Here is a 17,449-nt window from a genome sequence, read left to right on the forward strand (position 1 = left end):
TTTAGTAACTCGTTTCTATTTGGGTTGTTTTCGCATCACCCCAAAGGCTCTCTATGTCATAGTATTCCCTGATATGCTTTTGGAACACATGAACCACGATATTGACATAATCGATGAGCACCCACTCGGCATTGTCGCTACCTTCAACGTGCCATGGGTTGTCTTTATGTTCCTTGCTTACCTTTTTTTGTACGGAATTTACAATGGCATTCACCTGAGTATTTGAAGTTCCTTCACAAATCACAAAGTAATCACAAACGGTATTTTCAATATCTCTTAAATCTAATATGACAATGCTTTTTCCTTTAACATCTTCTATACCTGCTATGATGGTTGTTATGAGTTGATCTGGATTCGTATTTTTTTTCGCCATTAAATTGAATTAATTTTGTGCAAAGTTATTATTTTTTTATGTCTTATAAATGGTTATTCTTCATAAGAAAATTATAATTTTTTATAACACATTACTATGCGTATAATCAAACTTGATGCCATTGACTCCACCAATACTTTTTTAAGGCAACTGCGAAGTGCTGAAGTCTTGATGGATTATACCGTCGTGATGGCAAATTCGCAAACGCATGGACGCGGACAAATGGGCACTAAGTGGCAATCAGAACCGTCAAAAAACCTCATGGCTAGTGTGTTTGTAGATGTTTCCTGGTTAGAGATTGGCGCCAGCTTTAATATCAGTATGGCGATTTCTTTGGCCATTTCCGATACCTTAAAATCCTTTCAAATCAAGGATGTAAAGGTCAAATGGCCTAACGACATTTTGGCAGACCAAAAAAAGATTTCGGGCATATTAATAGAAAATGTCATAAAAAACAATCAATTGCAAGGCAGTATTATCGGTTTTGGGCTTAATGTGAACCAAATGCGTTTTCAAGATTTACCGCAAGCTACATCGATGCAACTACTTACTGGGACATCCTTCAATTTGGATGAGGTGCTCGAACGTGTGCTCAAACATTTAAAAACCTATATCGACCCATTGAAAAATGGGCAATTTGAAGCGCTTAAGAAGACCTATGAAAAGCGACTCTTCAGACATAAAAAGCCTTCAACGTTCAAGGGTAACGACGGTCAATTATTCACAGGAATTATACAAGGTGTTTCAGACGCAGGACATTTGATGGTCTTGTTAGAAGATGACATCATAAAAACCTTTGATCTTAAAGAAGTGACCTTACTTTACTAGATTTGTTCAGGCATATTGGTAACCAAAGTCTCAATAAATTTACTGATTGGTCCTTTAATCATCATGCCCATCATGGCGTTAAATTCACCCTCAAATATCAACTGAACCTCACTTTGTGTGGCTGCAATTTCAGAGATATGAGCTGTTAAGGAAAAATCTAATTTACCTCCAGCAGCACCCAAGACCACTTTATTTGGCGCTTCAGCTGCTTTCTTTTCTAAGACAATTTCCGGCATCCCTTTAAGGGCAAAGAGAAATTTGTCTTCTCCTAAAACTTCGAATTTGCTGATGTTTTCAGGCATGAGCTTTTCAAAGTTTTTAACATCTGAAAGAAACGCAAAGGTGTCTTCAGCAGATTTATTTATGGTGGTTTTTGGTGATTCTAATTTCATGTTTTTAATATAAGGGTTTCATACTAGCTAATCAAATAGCGTTCCATTCACTCGGATTCGCATTCCAACGTGCCAAAACTTCCTGTTCCTTAGCATTGATATATTTGGTGTCTAAAGCTTGCTCCAAAAGGTAGTCATAGCTACCGAGAGTGTGGAGCTCCACACCAGCCGCTTCAAAGTTCGTTTTAGAGACTTCAAATCCGTAGGTAAAGATAGCAACCATCCCTTTAACATTGACATGTGCATCTCTCAAGGCTTTGACGGCATTCAGACTGCTTTTTCCGGTACTGATTAAATCTTCAACAACGACAACATTTTGTCCAGCTTCTACAAAACCTTCAATTTGATTTTGTCGACCGTGTGATTTAGCTTCTGGTCTTACATAAATGAAGGGAAGTCCGAGATATTCGGCAACAAGCATCCCAATACCTATCGCTCCAGTAGCAACACCAGCAATCACGTCTACCTTGCCATAATGCGATTCGATATACTTGGCCATGGTCTCTCTAATATAGTTTCTAATCTGCGGAAACGAGAGCACGATTCGGTTGTCACAATAAATAGGGGATTTCCATCCAGACGCCCAAGTAAATGGGTCGTTAGGCTGAAGTTTTATGGCATTCACCTGCAATAATACTTCGGCAGTTTGCTTAGCGGTATCTTTATCAAAAATCATGATGCAAAACTACGGATTTAAACAAAACTAAAATTCAAAAATTTAAATAAAATTAATTTTAAAAATGTGGCAAGTGTGTATAAAAATGATATTTTTACGACCTTAAATCCCTACAAGTCTCGTACATGTACCACATATTTGTAAATGACAAACCTATTGTTTTAACGACGAAGATTGAAAAAGAAGATGGTTTTAAAAACTATCTTTTATCAAACGTTAATATCAGTAAGGTGATTCGAGAACTCAATAGGTCTTCCTTACATTCAGTGCGTCTGATTGGTAAAAAAGAGGATAAGCTCCTAAAAAAATTCTTAAAGTTGTTGCCAAAAGTAGTTGCTGGTGGTGGCAAAGTTTATAATTCGGAAGGAAAAGTGCTGTTTATTTATAGAAACGATAAATGGGACTTGCCTAAGGGGAAAACTGAAAAAAAAGAAACTATTGAAGAAACCGCTATGCGTGAAGTGGAGGAGGAGACTGGTGTTGGCGGACTTGAAATTGTGAAACCCTTAGAAACGACCTATCACATTTTTAAACGTAATGGACGCCATAGAATCAAGGTGACCTATTGGTTTGAAATGAGGACCAAATTTGATGGTGAATTATTTCCACAGGAGAAAGAAGGCATTACCAAAGTAGCTTGGTTGGATGACACTGAAAGCCAAGAAGCCCTGCAAAACAGTTACGCCAATATTCGAATTTTAGTATAGTTACTCCGTTTACAGAATGCGATATACAGGATACTGTAAATGCGCAGTTTCATAATGCACACTTTGTTTGTGTAACCAGTCTAATTGCGCATACCAATTACCAGCAAAGTTGGCATCCTTCGCTTTCTTAAGTTCAAAAGCGTCCTTTAATTCAGGCTGTGCTTCCAATAATGCTTTTGCCCTATCTTCCCATACATAGGGTGAAAAACCTTCTTTTTGCTGTAATATGGTATCGAAAAAATTCCAACTAAAAAAGGAGTCTGATCCTTGAGGTTCCAATGTTTCCATAAGGTACCGAAAGGCCGCTTGGTTGGTGTATATAAGATAATCACCTTTAGAAAAAGATAGACGTTCTTCTGAAACATCTAAGGTGACATTATAATGTGGATAATGACCTTCATAGGCTTGTTTTCTGGTATCGTAATTTTTAATTTTATAAGACTGCACTGTTAGGATGGTGTCGTTCTCCAAAGCCTGCATTTCTACACCATTGATGGCTAATAAATCAATGACGTTCCACCAACCTTGAGGCATGACATAAGCTTTAGGAATACTGATTTCCAAAGATGGAGTCATATAATTACTATAAGGTATGGCTTTCGTAAATGGCTGATTGCGGTCGTACTTCAATCGCTTGGCACCTGTCACGTCACTAGGAAGCATTTGACCTTCATAACCTTTAAATTGGAGTGTGCTGGTTTGTGTCGTATCTATTTGCCATTGTAATGGATAGGTGGTTTTACTTTGAAATTCGCTCAAAGCAGCAGTTCGTAACTCTGAAATCTTAGGGCCATCAGCTTCCACAATAGCAATCATGCTTTTCATAAGCTCATAGGTGCCTTCAACGCGCTGTTTGTAAGGTTTTAGCATGTGTGTTTCAACCATCATTCCCAAGCTGTTCCATAAGGTGGTATAGCCTGTAGAATATCTCGGTGAATCCATGAATTGACTAAACCCTTCTTCAGGAGTGCGATTGAATACATTCACATAAGGGGTGATATCCCAATTTTTATCGGCCAATCGTTGTTCCAATTTCGGCATCATTTCAGTATGAAGATAGTTGCCGAGGTTACCACCTAACTTGTTGTGTTGTGTGAACAAATGGGTCAAAGTATATTGGTAGTCGGCACCATTGCTCACATGATTGTCGATAAATACATCAGGTTGTATGCGATGGAATAGCTTGGCGAAGCTTCGTGCGTTTTTAGTATCACATTTGATGAAATCGCGATTCAGATCATAGTTTCTCGCATTGCCTCGGAAGCCATAAGTTTCAGGGCCATTTTGATTCGTTCGCGTAGTCGCATTTCTATTTAAGCTTCCGCCAATATTATAGATGGGAATCGTCACCAGAACGGTAGATTTTGGGATGGGTATGACATCTTGTGCCATATCGCGGAAAAGCATCATCGTGGCATCAATCCCATCGGATTCGCCTGGATGGATGCCATTATTGATCAGTATAATGCGTTTGTTTTTTCTGATATCAGAATATTGAAATTCAGCGTCTGGGTTGAATGTCACTATATGGAGAGGTCTACCAGAATCTGTGCTACCAATCGAATCAATATGGACGCTAGTGTAGGTTGCTGCCAAGTCTTTATAAAAGGATATGGTCTCGTCGTATGTTGCTGTTTGCCTGCCTTCAGAATTCTCAAAGGTGGTGGTGAAATCTTTGTTTTTGATAGCAGTTTCCGAAGTGCAGGCGGTAAGAATTAGTAAGAGTAAAGCTATTTTTTTCATAGGTTACGACCGATTTTTAGGGTAGATTGTTAATATGTTGTTTATTTCTTTTGAGACCCTCAGTGAAAACATTTCAAAGTTAATCTAAATTTGAATATCCCTCTAAACTAATAGCTAAATGAAAGTTTTTATGTTACCATTCGGTAAAATTAAGGTCTTGGAGCCTCGAATTGCCGAACTCATCATTAATGAAGGTGTGGCAATCACACCTGAAATGGTTCAAACCTATAGAAATGTGGTGATAGCTCATACAACGACGCCATTCTCACTTCTCATCAATAAAGAACACGGTTATTCTTATACCTATGAAGCCTTAGTGGCTATGGGCCAACAAAGTGATCTCATCGATTTTAGAGCAGTCGTTATTTACAGCAAAAGCGCTGAAATGGCCACTCAAATTGTGATGGATATTAATAAAAAGAACGACTGGAAAATTAAAATGTTCAAGGATCGCAATGAAGCTCTGGATTGGCTAAAAGTTGTACAAAATAATAAGAGTGCTGTCTAAGGTTTCGTCATTAAAATTAGTTAATTTTACGGCAAAATTTAGTCATAATGTCACAAACCACTAACACCATTTTGATGATTCGTCCAGTTAATTTTAGGATGAATGAACAAACGGCTGTCAATAACTATTTTCAGGAAGATCTGGACCTTAAGAATGCTCAAATTAATGAAAAGGCGCAAGCAGAGTTTGATGCTTTTGTAGAAAAATTAAGAGCTGTTGGCGTGCATGTTATTGTGGTTGATGATGATAAGTCTGAAGATACTCCAGATTCTATTTTTCCTAACAACTGGGTGAGTTTTCACAAAAATGGCGATGTAGGTCTTTATCCTATGTTTGCCGAAAATCGCAGAAAGGAAAGACGTGAGTCCGTTTTTATTCGTCTAGAGGAAGAAGGTTTTCTCATAAATAATATTGTGGATTATACGAGTGCCGAAGAAGAAGGTTTGTTTTTAGAAGGCACTGGAAGTTTACTTCTAGATCGCGTTAACGCTAAGGCTTATTGTGCGCTGTCTCCTAGAGCAGATGAAGACCTCTTTATTGAGTTTTGTGAAGATTTTGAGTATACACCTGTAGTTTTTACAGCAAATCAAACGGTTAATGGTAAGCGTTTACCCATTTATCACACCAATGTGATGATGTGTTTGGCAGAACAGTTTGCGGTTATTTGTTTAGATACTATAGATGATAAAAAGGAGCGGAAACAGGTGGTGAAACATCTCAAAAGTGATGGCAAGACCATTATCGAAATTACAGAAAGTCAGATGCACCAGTTTGCTGGCAATATGTTGCAGGTGAAAGGTCGAAATGATCAAAGGTATTTGGTGATGAGCCAATCGGCTTATGATAGTTTATCTGACAAGCAAATTGCCGACATAGAACGTTTTTGTCCTATTATTTCTAGTTCTTTGGAAACAGTAGAAACTTGTGGTGGTGGCAGTGCGAGGTGTATGATGGCGGAAGTGTTCCTGCCTAAAAAGTAATAAAGACCTTTTATCGTATTTAAGCGCTTGCTGCAGGTTGCGTTTTAGGAAGCTCTACATAAAACTTAGTACCAATGTTTGGCGTGCTTTCAACCCAAATTCTACCATGGTTGAGTTCTACGAGTTCTTTACAGATGGTTAAGCCTAAGCCTGTGCCTTTTTCGTTGTTGGTACCACGTGTGGTATACGTACCATTTTTAAACAACTTATCTATATTCTCTTGAGAAATACCAACACCAGTATCTTCAACACAAATTAAGCATTTCCCGTTCAGGTCACTGTTAGAAACGGTGATGACATCGCCAATTCGTGTAAATTTCACAGCATTGGTAATAAGGTTTTGAATCACAATCTCTATCATACTTTTATCGGCATACACAAAATCGCGACGTGATTCATCAATGAGCACAATGCGCTTTTGTTCAACTTTTTGTTCAACGAGGTTGATTTTATTCTTAAAGATATCTTGAATATTGAATAACTCGGGTTTTGGTTCTAAATTTTGCATTTGCGATTTAGACCAATTCAAAAGGTTATAAAGTAACTGCGAGGCACTGTCGGCATTTTCACTCAACTCAGGAACAAGGTCGTAGAATTCTTCACGGGAAATCCCATCTTCCTTCAGCAAATCAATAAAGCCCTTGATCGAGGAAATCGAATCTTTTAAATCGTGCGAGACAATTGAAAATAATCGATCTTTAACACTATTAACTTCTTCTAGATGCTTGGTTTGTTTTTCAAACTCTTGGTTTTGTAAGGCAATCTGTTTGTTTTTCTCTTGCAATTCCCTGTTAAACTTTAAGGTGTTTTTACGCTTGAGGTAAATTAGCAGTAAAATTGTAGACACAATCAAGAAGGCCGATCCTAGCACATAGGAAATGGCTTTTAATCGCTTAAAGGTAATTTCATTTTCTGCTTCTTTCTCATTTATCGCTATGGCGTTAAAGTCGTCACCGTTATCTAAAGGTTTTACTTCAATAGGTTGAGATATTTCAGGAATAATGGGTTGGTTTTCCCGTTCCATTTCAATCTTTAGATCATAATATTTTCCTTGCCAAAAGAACGCATTTTGAAACTTACCATTAATAGAGTCTAGTGTTTTATGAAGCCTATAATTTTTAAGTAATTCTGGCTTGTTATTAATTTTTGTGGCTATCGTATAAGCTTCATCAATTTGAATTTCAGCGAGTCTCAAATTGTCTTGTTGTAAATTAAGATCTCCAACAGCATTTAAAGCTCTAAGGATACCATCTTCATTATTGACTTTTCTGTTGAATTTTAAGCCCTCTACGAGATATTCAGCAGCTTTGTCGTAATCCTTGAACATAAGGTATTCAGAACCAATTCGTGGTAGAATTTCACCTCTAAGTGTTTGGTCTGTTTTTGGATTTAACAATTTTAAAACCTTCTCGTAGTATTCTATTGCTCTTCTGTGTTCTTTTCTTTCAGAATAAAGTAAGGCAATGTTTTTGGTGGAAGATTTCATCCCAGCGCTATCACCTAATTGTTCTCTTACATGCAGCGCTTTGATATTGAATTCTAGGGATTTATCAATTTGATTGGTGTTGTAATAGGCTTCAGCTAAGTTGTTATATGCGGAACTTAATTCATCTTTTAAATTTCTGGATTCAAAAGTTTGAATGGCCGACAGTGAATTTTGTAATCCAACCGCATAATTACCGCGTTTAATTTCAATAAGCCCAATACTGTTATTAACCTTGGCAATGCCTAAAGTGTCTCCTAATTGTGTATAGTATCTGCGAGAACGATTGTAACTATCAACAGCATTGTAGTAGTCATCTTTCTGTGCATAAATTAAGGCTTTGTAATAATTGACATCAGCAATCCCCTTGGCGTGATTTAAAATTTTTGATAAACGTTCAGTTTGATCAATATACGTAAGTGCCTTTTTGTAACTTTTTTCTTTGTAAAGTGCTTTGACCAAATGTAATGACGTTTCAACCTTTGCAGAGTCTTGTTTTTGGAAAGCTAAGTGCAAGGTCAAGCTATCGATCTCATTTGTCTGTGAAAGACCAAAGAACGACATGCATAAAACAGCTAAGGTCATTAACTGTTTCATCGTTTAATTAGGGTATTAATAATTGCAAAATTATTTTGACAAAAATTATCCATTAGGGTAGGATAGTTAGTGTGCTTAAATAATAATGTCAATCTCAATAAAGATTGATTATTAAGTGTCATCAACGTTTGGGACTTTGATTAATAGCAATATCAAAAATCTAGAAAAAGGATTTTAATCCCTAATTTTTAGGTTTTAATACCTATATATTAGTTAAAGTGACTATTGAAAATTTGAAAAACATCGACGAATAGATTAACTGCAAAAAACATAGAAAAACGACACATTTATCGACGAAATGCACGTGCTTAAGCTTGACTATGTAAGTTACTGATATACATGTGTTTGTATAAATAGGACACATTTATCAGAATTGGAACATTTGCTTCTCAGCATCCAAAAAAATTTGAAATAAATGCATTCTTGATGAAAGAATGTCACGGCTACATTCCGATGAGTCACAGTGCGTTCAGAAAATAAGTAGCAACTATAACTGTTAAATCATATGACCTTCACGCTTAGTGTCGTTTTGAAGTTGGGTCTTCAAATTTAAGCGGTTCCTGATATGGAATTCAATCAATTCTCTCAAGGACTTTTGGAAACGTTTTTGAGCTGTAAATTCGGGATAGGTTGCATGGCTAAAATCAATAATAAAGAGAAACACCCGTGACAATTTTTAATAAAAAACCTATCTTTGCAGACTTAAAATTATAACCAAATGAATCTTCAGGAAACATTATCAAAACAGGTCAAAGAGGCAGTAGCTGCTATTTACAATGTAGCGTTGGAATCAGTTGAATTTCAGGCAACACGTAAAGAGTTTGCAGGTGATATCACGGTGGTTGTGTTTCCAATGTTACGGTTTGTTAAGGGTAGTCCGGTTCAAATTGGCGAACAAATTGGCGAATACCTTGTAAAACATGTTGAAGCGGTAGAAGGTTTCAACGTGGTAAAAGGGTTTCTGAATATTGAAATTTATGATCAATATTATTTGAACTTATTTAAAATGATTCAGGCGAATCAAAACTATGGTTACCGTCCTATTGATGACAACGGGAAAGCGATTATGGTGGAGTATTCATCGCCTAATACGAATAAGCCACTACATTTAGGACATATTAGAAATGTCATTTTAGGTTATAGTGTATCTGAAATATTAAAAGCTTCAGGTAAAAAGGTTTATAAAACACAAATAATTAATGATAGAGGTATTCATATTTGTAAAAGTATGTTGGCCTGGAAACGTTATGGCGATGGTGAAACTCCTGAATCTACAGGATTGAAAGGCGATAAATTGGTAGGGAATTATTATGTGAAGTTTGATCAAGAATACAAGAAAGAAATTCAGGATTTAAAGGCTTCCGGACAAACGGAAGAAGAGGCTAAAAAGAACGCACCCATATTTATGGAAGCTCAGGAAATGCTGAGACAATGGGAAGCGGGTGACCCTGAGGTGGTCGCTTTATGGGAAAAAATGAATGGTTGGGTCTACGACGGTTTTGATGTCACGTATAAAAATATCGGTGTCGATTTTGACACCTTATACTATGAAAGCCAAACCTACTTACTAGGCAAGGAGTTTGTATCTGAAGGGCTGAAGTCTGGCGTTTTTTTTAAGAAAGAGGATGGTTCTGTTTGGTGCGACTTAACCGATGAAGGCTTAGACGAAAAAATCGTGTTAAGAAGTGATGGCACTGCAGTTTACATGACCCAAGATATTGGAACAGCCATCCAGCGTGTAAAGGATTACCCAGATGTTGGTGGTATGGTCTATACGGTGGGTAATGAACAGGAATACCATTTTCAAGTACTGTTCTTGATTATTAAGAAATTAGGTTTTGATTGGGCTGAAAATTTATATCATTTAAGCTATGGAATGGTTGATTTGCCATCAGGCAAAATGAAAAGTCGTGAAGGTACTGTTGTGGATGCGGATGACTTGGTCACTGAAATGGCGCAAACTGCGGAGGAAATATCCGAAGAATTAGGAAAACTTGATGGGTATTCAGAGTCTGAAAAGCAAGCCTTATATCAAACCATTGGTTTAGGTGCGTTAAAATATTTTATTCTGAAAGTTGATCCTAGAAAGCGCATTTTATTTGATCCTAAAGAATCGATTGATTTTCAAGGGAACACAGGCCCATTTATTCAATATACATATGCGAGAATTCAATCTATTTTGAGAAAAGCAGACGCTGAACTTACAAGCGTTGATCTTTCTAATTTTAAATTACATACCAAAGAAAGGGAATTAATGAAACAGTTAGAATTATTTCCTGAAGTCATTCAGAACGCGGCAAATAATTACAGTCCTGCTCTGATTGCAAATTACACCTATGATTTGGTAAAAGAATTCAATTCCTTCTATCAAAATGTATCTATTCTCGGTGCCGAAACCTCGCAGGAAAAATACTTTAGAGTGCAATTGTCTGCTGTTGTTGCTAACGTTATTAAAAGCGCCTTTTCACTGCTAGGTATTCAAGTTCCTGAACGCATGTAATGTGCTACTTTTGGAAATTTTCGTAAGGTAGCTAAGGTCATCACATCACTGATTTCTAAAGGCTCTATTTGTTAAATAAATGTTAAAACTAGTCAGTTTCAAAACCGGCTAGAAAAGATTTGCGTAGGTCTTGGTGTCTTATCCCCAAAGAGACGTTAAAATCAAACGTTTAATTAACACGAATCAAATGAAAAACAAAACTACTCTGGTTATTGCATTCGCGATAACTCTATTGATGTCCCTAAATTCTTTTGCACAGCTAGTCACTAGTGGTGCAGATGATGGAACAGATGGAACACTTCGAAATGAAATCGCAGACACGCCTCCTGGCGGTACAATTACTTTTACGCCAGCGGTCACAACAGTGACTTTGAATGGCGAATTACTCATTGATAAAAGTTTAACGATTGATGGAGCCGCAGCAACGGTTACCATTGATGCCAATTTTAACGGTCGCGTTTTTAATATTACTGCTGGAACCGTAGAATTGAATAATTTGACTTTAACAAATGGGGTTGCTCCTGATGGTGGTGCGATCTTAATGTCGAATGCCGTAGTCACAGTAAATGATTGTATCATTACGAATAATGTGGCAAATGCCACGGGAAATCCTGCTGGTTCAGGTGGTGGAATTTTTAATGATGTGGGTGGTATTTTGACTGTCAATGATACTGAAATTTCGTTTAACACAGCCAATAGAGCTGGAGGAGGAATTGAAGATAAAACAGGTGCCGGACTTTCAACAGTTTTAAATAACGTTAATTTTATAAGCAATAATGCTGGTGTTTCACCAGCTATAGCGGCACCAGGAAGAGGTGGTGCTTTACACGTGTCAAGTAATGGTAGCGTGATGGTGAATGGAGGATCTGCAACAGCGAATATAGCTGCTAGTGAAGGTGGTGCGCTTTGGAATGGCTTTGGCACAATGACGGTTGATGGTATGGTGATTGCAGGAAATGATGCCCAAGGCCCTGGAGGTGACGAAGGTGGTGGAGGAATTTTCAATAACGGTGGAAACCTTGTTGTCTTACCAGGAACGGTCATTACTAACAATACAGCATCTGGAGCACTTGGTTCAGGTGGTGGTATTTTTACATTGACGCCTGGTACATTGACAGTAGATGGTCTGACGATTGAAAATAATACAGCCAACAGAGCTGGTGGAGGGATTGAAATTAACTCTTCAGCGGGAGAAGTATATACATTTAATAACGTTAATCTTAACGCTAATTCTGTGAATGGACCTGCACCAGGAAATGGTGGTGGACTCCACATTTCAGGAGCTGGAGATGTTGTCTATAACGGTGGATCTGTAACTAATAACACAGCCTTTGAAGGTGGTGGTTTATGGAATAGTGTAGGGGTCATGTCTGTCAATGGTACTACCATCACAGGAAACATAGCCAATGGCGATGCGACTGGTGGTGGCGGACTTTTCAATAATGGTGGAACACTGAATGTAGATGCCGCTACAACGCTTACAGGAAATACTGCGATGGCAGCGACTCCAGGTGGACGTGGCGGTGGAATTTTTAATAATACTGGTGGTAGTCTTAACTTGGCCTCTGGTTTAGTAATTTCAGGAAACTATGCGAGTAGAGCTGGTGGTGCGATAGAAGATAGCTCAGGATTAACATTAACTTTAGATGGCGTGACCCTAACCGGTAACTCGGCTGGTGTAGATATCGGACTTGGGTCTATGGCAAACCCTGGTAACGGTGGAGGAATTCATTTATCAGGAACTACAAATGCGACTATTGTCAATAGTACCATTACTTCGAACGTTGCAGCTTGGGAAGGCGGCGGACTTTGGAATAATCTCGGGACCATGGTTGTTGATAATACCCTTGTTGATAGCAATGATGCTCAAGGAACAATAACGAGCACAGGAGGTGGAGGTATCTTTAACAATGGTGGTACCTTAACTGTTCAAAATGCCACAACAGTAACGAATAATTTAGCAAATAACAACTTAGGTTCTGGCGGCGGAATTTTTAGTACTGATGGAACGGTCACGGTGAACTCTTCTTGGGTGTCTTACAATACGTCTCATCGTGCTGGTGGTGGTATCGAATTGATTGATGGAAACTTAATCATGGTAAATACCACATTAGATTTTAATACTACAACGACCTCTCCAGGAAATGGCGGCGGACTTCATATTTCAGGTTCTGCAGACGCGAGTATTCTCGGTGGAACCGTAAATAATAATACAGCAGCTTCTGAAGGCGGTGGTCTTTGGAATGGTAGTGGTACCATGACTGTAAGTGGCGTAATCATTGACGGTAACGAAGCACAAGGTAATAATGCAGATAATGGAGGTGCTGGTATTTTTAATAATGGAGGAACCTTAAACGTGCAAGCTAGTACCATAATTACTAATAATTCAGCAACAGGAACTTCTGGTTCAGGTGGTGGTATATTTTCAACTAATGGTGTTGTGACTATTGATGCCGCAGAAATTACTTTGAATACATCGAATCGTGCTGGTGGAGGAATCGAATTAATTGAAGGTGCTTTGAATATTACAAATTCAGTAGTTGATGAGAATAGCACAGGAGCTTCTCCAGGAAATGGTGGAGGTCTTCACATTACAGGTGCTGCTAATGCCACAATTACAGGTGGTACTTTCAATAACAATGTAGCATCACGAGAAGGTGGTGGTTTGTGGAATGGCTCAGGAACTATGACGGTTGATGGCACAACAATTGACGGAAATATTGCAAGTGGTGACACTGCAGATGATGGTGGAGCAGGAATTTTTAATAATGGTGGAACACTAATTGTACAAAACAATACAACAATAAGTAACAATGTTGCTGATGGAACTGCTGGTTCTGGTGGTGGTGTGTTAAGTATTGGTGGAGATATCACCTTCAATAATGCTTCAATCATTACCAATCAAGCTAATAGAGCGGGTGGTGGAATTGAATTAGCTGGAGGTACATTAACATTAGTAAATACAACTTTGGATAACAATAATGCTGGTGTTGCACCTGCTGTGGCTGCACCAGGAAGTGGTGGTGGTCTACATGTCACTGGTTCAGCATCAACAACTATCACAGGCGGAACTACTAACGGAAATATAGCCGCTAACGAAGGTGGTGGTCTATGGAATGGATCTGGAATCATGACGATTATTGATCATACGGTCGATGCTAACATTGCCTCTGGTAATGATGGGACGACTCCAGGCGCTGCTGGTGGTGGCGGTATCTACAACGAAGGTGGAACTGTTGATATTTCAGGTACAACCGTTATCACTAATAACGTGGCTGATGGCGCACAATCTACAGGAGGTGGTATTTTAAATGCCTCTGGTGTGGTAACAGCCAATGGAACTTCAATTACTGATAACCAAGCGAATCGCGCTGGTGGTGGTATTGAAACCAACGGAACTGGATCAGTAACCTTAACAAATGTATCATTGAACTCCAATGATGCAGGTGTTGTCACAGGACCTGGAGCGCCAGGAAATGGTGGTGGATTGCACGTAAGTGGCAGTGGAACAGTAGCTGTTTTTGGAGGTACTGTGAATATGAATATTGCAGCTTCAGAAGGTGGCGGATTATGGAATGGTTTAGGAACCATGACGGTTGATGCCACAACTCTAGATAGTAATGTGGCTCAAGGAGATGCTGCTGATAATGGTGGAGGTGCGTTATTTAATAATGGTGGCACACTCATCGTTCAAAATAATGCCAGCATAACAAATAACATCGCAACTGGAACCTCTGGATCTGGAGGTGGTATTCAAAATGTTGATGGAGGAACACTAACAGTCTCTGACGCAGTCATAACAGGAAATTCAGCTAACAGAGCAGGTGGAGGTATTGAAGATAATTCATCCAATGCATCTGGTAGCTTGTCATTAACCAATGTGACGCTTAACAATAATAGTGTTGGAACAGCGCCTGGTAATGGCGGTGGATTACATATCACTGGTCCAGGTAACGCTACAATTAATGGTGGAACCGTAAATGGAAATACTGCTGGATCTGAAGGTGGTGGTCTATGGAATGGATCAGGAATTATGACGGTCGATGGAACTATAATTGATAGTAACATAGCCAGTGGTGATGCCGCTAATAATGGTGGTGGAGGTATCTTTGCATTCAACGGAGGAACCGTGAACTTAGTAAATGGCGTAACAGTATCTAATAATATCGCTGATGGAACTGCTGGTTCTGGTGGTGGAATTTTGGTAGATGCTGATGCTAGCTTTTCTTCAACAGATGCAATCATCGTAGCGAATAGAGCTAATCGTGCTGGTGGTGGAATAGAAGTTGTAGCTGGTACTGGAGTTATTACTATGTCCAATACAACTTTGGATAACAATAATGCTGGTGTTTCGCCTGCTGTAGCAGCTCCAGGAAATGGTGGTGGACTTCACATTACAGGAACGCAAGATATAACAATCACAGGCGGAACCACTAACGGAAATATAGCCGCTAACGAAGGTGGTGGTCTATGGAATGGATCTGGAATCATGACGATTGTTGATCATACGGTCGATGCTAACATTGCCTCTGGTAATGATGGGACGACTCCAGGCGCTGCTGGTGGTGGCGGTATCTACAACGAAGGTGGAACTGTTGATATTTCAGGTACAACCGTTATCACAAATAATGTGGCTGATGGCGCACAATCTACAGGAGGTGGTATTTTAAATGCCTCTGGTGTGGTAACAGCCAATGGAACTTCAATTACTGATAACCAAGCGAATCGCGCTGGTGGTGGTATTGAAACCAACGGAACTGGATCAGTAACCTTAACAAATGTATCATTGAACTCCAATGATGCAGGTGTTGTCACAGGACCTGGAGCACCAGGAAATGGTGGTGGATTGCACGTAAGTGGCAGTGGAACAGTAGCTGTTTTTGGAGGTACTGTGAATATGAATACAGCAGCTTCAGAAGGTGGCGGATTATGGAATGGTTTAGGAACCATGACGGTTGATGCCACAACTCTAGATAGTAATGTAGCTCAAGGAGATGCTGCCGATAATGGTGGAGGTGCGTTATTTAATAATGGTGGCACACTCATCGTTCAAAATAATGCAAGCATAACAAATAACATCGCAACAGGAGCTTCTGGATCTGGAGGTGGTATTCAAAATGTTGACGGTGGAACACTAACAGTCTCTGACGTAGTCATAACAGGAAATACAGCTAACAGAGCAGGAGGCGGTATTGAAGATAATTCAACCAATGCATCTGGTAGCTTGTCATTAACCAATGTGACGCTTAACAATAATAGTGTTGGAACGGCGCCTGGTAATGGTGGTGGATTACATATCACTGGCCCAGGTAACGCCACAATTAATGGTGGAACCGTAAATGGAAATTCTGCTGGTAGAGAAGGCGGTGGACTCTGGAACGGATCAGGAATCATGACCTTAGATGCCGTAACCATTGATGCTAATTTAGCATTAGGTGACGCTGCTGATGATGGTGGAGCCGGTGTATTTAATAATGGTGGAACATTGAATATTTTAAATGGTTCCATAATTTCTAACAATTTAGCCACAGGAACTGCGGCTTCTGGTGGTGGTTTATTGAGTACAGCAGGAGATGTCACAATTAATGATGCCTCATTTGTTGCAAACGCAGCCAATCGTGCTGGTGGTGCTATCGAGATTATTGACGGTAACTTGAACTTTACAAATGCTTCAATGATAAATAACGATGTTAATGGTACGGCAGGTATTGCGGCACCTGGAAATGGTGGTGGACTTCACGTCACTGGAACTTCTGGGAATATCATTATTGCTACAAGTACGATTTCAGGAAATGCCGCAGCCAATGAAGGTGGCGGATTATGGAACCAGAATGGAACCGTCATGAATGTGTCTACTTCAACTATCGATAATAATTCGGCTAGCGAAGGTGGTGGTGTTTATAATAATGGAGGCGCTATTACGAATATAATGACGAGTACTATCTCTGGTAATTCAGCATCAGTTTCTGGTGGTGGTGTGACAAACAATGGTGCTGTATTAGATTTAAATGCGGTAACTATTGCGATGAATTCATCTACTGGAATTGGTGGAGGTATAGACGCAATCAATAATGTTACTTTAAAAAATTCAATTGTAGCCCTCAACACGGCTGCCTCAGGATTGGATGTCTCTGGAAATGTGACTTCAAATGATTACAATTTGATAGGAACCGATGATTTGTCAGTTTTTGCGTCACAAGCGAATGATTTAGAAGAAGTGAATCCTTTGTTAGGCCCATTGCAAGATAATGGAGGAACGACGTTCACACACCAATTATTGAATAACTCACCGGCTTTCGATGCTGGTGATCCGGCAGATTTGTTTACCGATCAAATCGGTCAGTCAGTATTTGGAACTGCAAGAGATATAGGTGCTTTTGAAGCTCAAGCGGCTTTATCTGTTTCAGAATTTGACTTTTCTTCAGTACTGAGCGTTTATCCTAATCCGACCAATGGTGTGTTTGCTATTGAAATAGGAGAGAGTATTGCAAATGATATCAATTTAAAAGTAATTTCAATCACAGGAAAATTAGTGAAAGAAGTGACATTAGGAACTGGTGTTAATACTATTGATATCAATGGTTTAGCTTCAGGATTGTATATTCTAAACTTAACCTTTGATACGAATCAAGTAACTCATAAACTGATTTTAAATTAGTGAG

The 17,449-nt window shown here is 39.0% G+C and carries 11 protein-coding genes; 6 read left to right on the forward strand and 5 right to left on the reverse strand.

Annotation, left to right across the window (positions count from 1 at the left end; genetic code table 11):
* Position 1 precedes the first annotated feature (1 nt).
* Positions 2-373, reverse strand: coding sequence for a ribosome silencing factor (gene rsfS / locus ACU8DI_RS12210; protein WP_447113061.1), 372 nt, complete (start codon positions 371-373; stop codon positions 2-4).
* 96 nt (positions 374-469) lie between these two features.
* On the opposite strand from rsfS, the gene ACU8DI_RS12215 reads away from it, so the two are divergent.
* Positions 470-1,201 carry a biotin--[acetyl-CoA-carboxylase] ligase gene (locus tag ACU8DI_RS12215; protein ID WP_447113062.1) on the forward strand — a complete coding sequence of 244 codons (732 nt, stop codon included), beginning with the start codon at positions 470-472 and terminating at the stop codon, positions 1,199-1,201.
* Here ACU8DI_RS12215 and ACU8DI_RS12220 read toward each other — a convergent pair.
* Both ACU8DI_RS12220 and pyrE read right to left on the reverse strand, forming a co-directional pair.
* The gene (locus ACU8DI_RS12220; RefSeq protein ID WP_447113063.1) at positions 1,198-1,593 is read right to left on the reverse strand and encodes an SRPBCC family protein; all 396 of its coding nucleotides are present in this window, start codon (positions 1,591-1,593) and stop codon (positions 1,198-1,200) included. The two genes, ACU8DI_RS12215 and ACU8DI_RS12220, sit on opposite strands and share 4 nt — an antisense overlap.
* A gap of 31 nt (positions 1,594-1,624) precedes the next feature.
* Positions 1,625-2,269 carry an orotate phosphoribosyltransferase gene (gene pyrE / locus ACU8DI_RS12225; RefSeq protein WP_447113064.1) on the reverse strand — a complete coding sequence of 215 codons (645 nt, stop codon included), beginning with the start codon at positions 2,267-2,269 and terminating at the stop codon, positions 1,625-1,627.
* A 125-nt stretch (positions 2,270-2,394) separates the two neighbouring features.
* On the opposite strand from pyrE, the gene ACU8DI_RS12230 reads away from it, so the two are divergent.
* Positions 2,395-2,976 carry an NUDIX hydrolase gene (locus ACU8DI_RS12230; protein ID WP_447113065.1) on the forward strand — a complete coding sequence of 194 codons (582 nt, stop codon included), beginning with the start codon at positions 2,395-2,397 and terminating at the stop codon, positions 2,974-2,976.
* Between the two features lie 9 nt (positions 2,977-2,985).
* On the opposite strand, the gene ACU8DI_RS12235 is transcribed toward ACU8DI_RS12230, so the two are convergent.
* Positions 2,986-4,719 (reverse strand): M14 family metallopeptidase, encoded by a 1,734-nt coding sequence (locus tag ACU8DI_RS12235; protein WP_447113066.1) that lies wholly within the window; start codon positions 4,717-4,719, stop codon positions 2,986-2,988.
* 118 nt (positions 4,720-4,837) lie between these two features.
* On the opposite strand from ACU8DI_RS12235, the gene ACU8DI_RS12240 reads away from it, so the two are divergent.
* Entirely contained in the window at positions 4,838-5,227 is a 390-nt protein-coding gene (locus ACU8DI_RS12240; protein ID WP_447113067.1) for a DUF7793 family protein, read from the forward strand.
* A 47-nt stretch (positions 5,228-5,274) separates the two neighbouring features.
* Complete coding sequence (gene ctlX / locus ACU8DI_RS12245) at positions 5,275-6,207, forward strand: citrulline utilization hydrolase CtlX (protein WP_447113068.1); 933 nt, start codon at positions 5,275-5,277, stop codon at positions 6,205-6,207.
* 19 nt (positions 6,208-6,226) lie between these two features.
* Here ctlX and ACU8DI_RS12250 read toward each other — a convergent pair whose 3' ends face one another.
* On the reverse strand, positions 6,227-8,287 hold the full coding sequence (locus ACU8DI_RS12250; RefSeq protein ID WP_447113069.1) for a tetratricopeptide repeat-containing sensor histidine kinase: 2,061 nt from the start codon (positions 8,285-8,287) through the stop codon (positions 6,227-6,229).
* A 718-nt stretch (positions 8,288-9,005) separates the two neighbouring features.
* On the opposite strand from ACU8DI_RS12250, the gene argS reads away from it, so the two are divergent.
* Positions 9,006-10,787: an arginine--tRNA ligase gene (gene argS, locus ACU8DI_RS12255; protein WP_447113070.1), complete on the forward strand. Its 1,782-nt coding sequence runs from the start codon at positions 9,006-9,008 to the stop codon at positions 10,785-10,787.
* Positions 10,788-10,974: 187 nt separating this feature from the next.
* Positions 10,975-17,445 (forward strand): choice-of-anchor Q domain-containing protein, encoded by a 6,471-nt coding sequence (locus tag ACU8DI_RS12260; RefSeq protein ID WP_447113071.1) that lies wholly within the window; start codon positions 10,975-10,977, stop codon positions 17,443-17,445.
* Positions 17,446-17,449 lie beyond the last annotated feature (4 nt).

The organism is Psychroserpens sp. BH13MA-6 (genome assembly GCF_052983595.1).

What these genes read in the sequence shown, in the direction of transcription:
- ACU8DI_RS12220 (WP_447113063.1), bottom strand. Translation starts at nt 1,593, where the DNA reads ATGAAATTAGAATCACCAAAAACCACCATAAATAAATCTGCTGAAGAC.
- ctlX (WP_447113068.1), top strand. Translation starts at nt 5,275, where the DNA reads ATGTCACAAACCACTAACACCATTTTGATGATTCGTCCAGTTAATTTT.
- ACU8DI_RS12260 (WP_447113071.1), top strand. Translation starts at nt 10,975, where the DNA reads ATGAAAAACAAAACTACTCTGGTTATTGCATTCGCGATAACTCTATTG.
- ACU8DI_RS12235 (WP_447113066.1), bottom strand. Translation starts at nt 4,719, where the DNA reads ATGAAAAAAATAGCTTTACTCTTACTAATTCTTACCGCCTGCACTTCG.
- ACU8DI_RS12215 (WP_447113062.1), top strand. Translation starts at nt 470, where the DNA reads ATGCGTATAATCAAACTTGATGCCATTGACTCCACCAATACTTTTTTA.
- pyrE (WP_447113064.1), bottom strand. Translation starts at nt 2,269, where the DNA reads ATGATTTTTGATAAAGATACCGCTAAGCAAACTGCCGAAGTATTATTG.
- argS (WP_447113070.1), top strand. Translation starts at nt 9,006, where the DNA reads ATGAATCTTCAGGAAACATTATCAAAACAGGTCAAAGAGGCAGTAGCT.
- ACU8DI_RS12250 (WP_447113069.1), bottom strand. Translation starts at nt 8,287, where the DNA reads ATGAAACAGTTAATGACCTTAGCTGTTTTATGCATGTCGTTCTTTGGT.
- ACU8DI_RS12230 (WP_447113065.1), top strand. Translation starts at nt 2,395, where the DNA reads ATGTACCACATATTTGTAAATGACAAACCTATTGTTTTAACGACGAAG.
- ACU8DI_RS12240 (WP_447113067.1), top strand. Translation starts at nt 4,838, where the DNA reads ATGAAAGTTTTTATGTTACCATTCGGTAAAATTAAGGTCTTGGAGCCT.
- rsfS (WP_447113061.1), bottom strand. Translation starts at nt 373, where the DNA reads ATGGCGAAAAAAAATACGAATCCAGATCAACTCATAACAACCATCATA.